Origin of the sequence: Mycobacterium sp. (assembly GCF_035506235.1) — a bacterium.
Taxonomy (GTDB): domain Bacteria; phylum Actinomycetota; class Actinomycetes; order Mycobacteriales; family Mycobacteriaceae; genus Mycobacterium.
Genome location: NZ_DATJPU010000203.1, coordinates 1 through 3,849, shown reverse-complemented (window position 1 = coordinate 3,849; position 3,849 = coordinate 1). Strand labels below are relative to the sequence as shown.

Sequence of the window (3,849 nt, the reverse complement as noted above, 5' to 3'; positions counted from 1 at the left end):
CAGGAACCGGCCACGCACGTCACGGCGGGGACAGGACGAACACAAACCCGTAGCTACGTCCCTGGCATCAGCCAGACCTCCTTGACCAGCTCACTCACCACTCGCGACATCGTGTCGCAACCCCAGTTCCCGCCGCCACCTTCTGAACGTTCCGCGCCCCGTACGCCGGACAGTCCTTCACGGCTGCACCTCCAGGATCTTCACCGCTTCCGTGGCCTTCGCCGTGATTACCGCGGCTCGGCACTGTACTTATCCCCGAACGACGCGGCAGGCTTCGCTTCACGCTACGGACCGCACAGTTGCTCCCACCACCGTGGCTTTCGACGCTGGGCTTCGACCCGGCCCGTTTCCAGACCGAGCCGCCAGCCTGCCGGGCTTCCTGGCAACTACCCGGACCGGACTCCCACCCGCAGGTGACGACGAGCTTCTGCTCAGGTCATGATCGCTGGACGATCCCCTCCTAACGCGCTCGGCGCGCGTAACTTCGGCCTAGACGGAGGTGTCACCAATGGCCGAGGTCGCAAAGACAGCTGGTATCACCGGTCGACTGGTGCATGGCGGCTGCTAGCGACAAGGCCGATCACCAGCGCGCGGTGCGGGCCCAGCGGCGACGCGACCGCCAGACGGTACGCCGAGAACTCGACGGAGTGCGGCCCGCCCACGATCGACGCTGACGGGCCCATATACCCAGAAAGTCCGCATCGCAAGGGGGTGAGGGGTTTAACCGGCCGCCCCACCGCCGTGCCACTACGTCGCACTCCCTCTGGGGACGGTTCACATCGGGTATGGAAGGGACCATGGGCCCTATTAAACGCCGGGGTTCGGAGGGCATTCTGATGCCGAGTTATTGAAGACTCGTTTCTGCATTCAACCCCTAAGGAAGCGCAATCATGACCGAGAGCACCGAGAAGCAGACTGTTGTGGAGCGAGTGGGCGCCGTGTCCGACGAGGTGCTCGAGTCGGTCGACGCCTCGCGGCGAGCCGCGATCGCGGCTGTGCGCAAGTTCGTTGACGCCCTCGGGGAGGAGACTCCCGCGCTCGTAGACGCGTCGCGGCGTAAGGCCCTCATCGACGGCGGCCTGGACTTGGCCGACGAACTCTTCACAGCGCTGATCGAGTTGCTGCGCAGCATCACGCGCACCGCGAGCGGGGCGTTGAGTAGCAAGCCGGGCGGCACAAAGGAGTGACCGACCGCAACCGGTGACTCGTTTCGGTTGCGTGTGCAAGCGACGTAAGCCTGGGCTTCAGTCGCGCCGACGGCCGCGTTGCGTCGCGGTGAAGATGGCGGTGACGGCGTCATCGAGGTTGACGACGGTGTGGGTGTGAGAACGGCCCCACTCGGCGTGGTGAGTGGGGCCGTTGTGATGAGTTGTCGGTAGTTGATGACGCTCGTCGAAATTCCCCAGGTGTGCTCATCGAAATTCCCCACCTGCGGGCGTGGTCAGTGTAGCGGGTTGGCGGGCTGCTGCGGCGGCGCGGCGGAGGCTGTCTGCGGCGGCTTGGTGGTCACGCAGTCGGTAGGAATCGCCTTCGAGGTTAATGACGATCGATCGGTGCAGGAGCCTGTCGAGCATGGCGGCCGCGACGGTGGTGTCGCCGAGGACTTCTCCCCACGAGCCGACGCCTCGGTTGGTAGTGATGACGATAGACGATTTCAAATATCGTTGGGAGACAACCTGAAACAGCGCTGCAGCAGCCTCAGCGGGCAGCGGAAGGTAGCCAAGTTCATCGATCACCAACAGCGTTGGTCCTGCATAGAACCGCATGGTGGTGGCCCAGCGGCCCTCGATGGCAGCACGGTGGCAGCGAGCGGCCAGGTCGGCGGCGGTGGTGAAGTAGGTGCGGTAGCCGGCGTGCGCGGCGGCATGGGCCAAACCCACCGCCAGGTGGGTCTTGCCCGTTCCGGGCGTTCCCACCAACAAAATGTTGGTGGCCGATTCCAGGTAGCGGCAGGTGGCCAGTTCGTCGACGAGCTTGCGGTCGATGCCGGCGGCGGCGTCAACGTCGAAGTTGTCCAGGGTGGCCGGTGTGGGGATGCAGGCGAACCGCAGCCGTCCGGCGAGCCGGCGTGCGCGGCTGGCGTCGACCTCGACGGCCAGCAGCTTCTCCAGCGCCGCGGTCAGCGAGAGTTGTCGGGCGTTGGCGTCATCGAGCATCGTGGGTAGGGCTTCGGCGGCGGCAAGCAGTTTCAGTTCGGCCAGGTGGGCCCGCACCCGCTGGTAGCGGCTGGCGGCTTGAGCGGTGGTCTCAGCGCGGGCGGGGCGGGTGGTCTTGGGGGTGCTCATTTGATGGTCCTTTGCTGGGCGGCCCGCTCGTAGGCGGACAGGTCGATGATTGTGGAATCGGTTGTTGTCGTTGCTGATTGGGTGCTGTTGGTGAGTTGGTTGCGCAGTTGTGCGGCGGCCGCACGGGCTGCGGGCCCGGGCGGGATGCGGTCCTTGCGCCGGTGCGGACGGGTGCTAGTGGCGGCGGCCATGGCTACGGTGTCCAGGGCGATCACATGCCCGCTATCGCGCACGGTGACGCCGAGTCCATCAGCTGCCCGCTTATGCCGTGCCACGACGATCCCCGCCGGGGTGGCGATGTCGAGGTAGTCAGCACCCACCGGGTGGGACACCACTACCGAGGCGGCGGCCAGCTCCGGGGGCACCGAATAGCGGTTGCCCTTATAGGGCACCAGCGCTTGGCGCGAGGCGATCCGCTGCTCGGCCACGATCACCGGGTAGGGCGCGGCCGGCGCCGGCGCCAATGGCTCGGCGGCGGCCACGGTAGCGACCGTGGCCCGCCCGTCGGTGGTCGCCCGCAGCCGGGTGTCGCCACGCAGGGAGGCGAAGCGGTCCACGTCGGCCTGGGCGGCCTCGGCCGACAGCTCGTCGGCCAGGGTGCGCCACCAGCGTTGAGCGGCGGTGTGATTGACCTTTTCCACCACTCCCTTGCGGTTGCCGCGCCGTGCCGCACATACCGCCACCGAGGCCCCGTAGTGCTTGGCCACCCCGGCGAACGACGCGGTGATGCGCCCCGAGCCCGGATCGCACACCGTGGCCATCCGGTCGAACCGCCACACCCGGCTGACCCCGCCCAACGCACGTACCACCCGGTCAATGCCGGCCACCAGATGCGGCTGATCCATCGACGGCGACAGTGCCGCGCGCCACTTACCCGAATGTGCCAGCGACCCGACCAACAGATGCGCCATACGACCCCACCCCCAGGCTGCGGGTGGATTCGGCAAATCCAGCCAGTCCCACTGGGTTTCGTCTCCCGGCTCATGGGTGATGATCGCGTTGGGCCGATCGAGCACTGACCGGCACGCCTCACAGTCCGGGCGCAGCCCGCGTACGCGGATGTTGCGGGTCAGGCTCGGATACGACAGCGAAAATCCCAGCTCCTCCAGCTCGTCAAGCAGCGTCCGGGCCCACAGATGCGGGTCCTCGAGCAGCCGGGCCGAAACGTAATCGACGAACGGCTCAAACGGATCCGGGCCCGGCCGTGCCCGCACCCCAGGCGTGCGCTCCCCGGCCAGATAGGCGCGCACCGTCTTGCGGTCACGGCCGGTATGCCGGGCGATCGCCGAGATCGACCAACCACGCTTGCGCAGGGCATGTACTTCCACATCGTCCTCCCATGTGAGCATGAGAAAGCGGACCTCCTTCGAGACGAGCTACTGGCGTCAGACACCAGCAGCATCGAACGAGGTCCGCCTTCATCGGCGGAGCCACACGGGTGGGGAATTTCAATGAGCATCAGTGGGGAATTTCAGCGAGCGCGATCAGCGCTGTGCCCCGTCCGGCTCGACCGCCAGCCGAAGGGCCGGTTGAAGTGTGACCTTGTGACCCGACGGGAGTTAAT

The 3,849-nt window shown here is 66.7% G+C and carries 3 protein-coding genes; 1 reads left to right on the top strand and 2 read right to left on the bottom strand.

Translation table 11 applies throughout. The features are described 5' to 3' along the window. Positions 1 to 890: 890 nt before the first annotated feature. Entirely contained in the window at positions 891 to 1,187 is a 297-nt protein-coding gene (locus tag VMD50_RS18895; protein ID WP_325429542.1) for a hypothetical protein, read from the top strand. 225 nt (positions 1,188 to 1,412) lie between these two features. Here the strand turns inward: VMD50_RS18895 and istB are convergent, their stop codons facing one another. Both istB and VMD50_RS18885 read right to left on the bottom strand, forming a co-directional pair. Then, positions 1,413 to 2,285, bottom strand: coding sequence for an IS21-like element helper ATPase IstB (gene istB, locus VMD50_RS18890; protein WP_325429540.1), 873 nt, complete (start codon positions 2,283 to 2,285; stop codon positions 1,413 to 1,415). Beyond that, positions 2,282 to 3,634: a Mu transposase domain-containing protein gene (locus VMD50_RS18885; RefSeq protein ID WP_325429538.1), complete on the bottom strand. Its 1,353-nt coding sequence runs from the start codon at positions 3,632 to 3,634 to the stop codon at positions 2,282 to 2,284. The genes istB and VMD50_RS18885 overlap by 4 nt, the downstream gene beginning before the upstream one ends. Positions 3,635 to 3,849: the final 215 nt, after the last annotated feature.